1 pseudogene is annotated in these 266 nt (G+C 56.8%); it reads left to right on the top strand.

Annotated features, from left to right (window positions below):
- A pseudogene (gene actP, locus GNF10_RS37575) lies at positions 1-266 on the top strand (cation acetate symporter); the annotation flags it as partial.

Genomic DNA, 266 nt, shown 5'->3' with positions numbered 1-266 from the left:
TGTTTACGCTCGGCATTACCTACTGGGCATCAAAACGCGTACGTTCTCGTAGCGACTACTACACCGCAGGCGGCAATATCACTGGCTTCCAGAACGGGCTGGCGATTGCCGGGGACTATATGTCCGCCGCCTCATTCTTGGGGATCTCCGCGCTGGTGTTTACCTCCGGCTATGACGGCTTAATTTACTCGCTGGGCTTCCTGGTGGGCTGGCCGATCATTTTGTTCCTGATTGCCGAACGTCTGCGTAACCTGGGGCGCTACACC

Origin of the sequence: Nostoc sp. UCD121 (assembly GCF_014222285.1) — a bacterium.
GTDB lineage: Bacteria > Cyanobacteriota > Cyanobacteriia > Cyanobacteriales > Nostocaceae > Nostoc.
The sequence above is the reverse complement of the archived record's forward strand: the minus strand, read 5'-3'. Positions and strand labels throughout refer to the sequence as shown.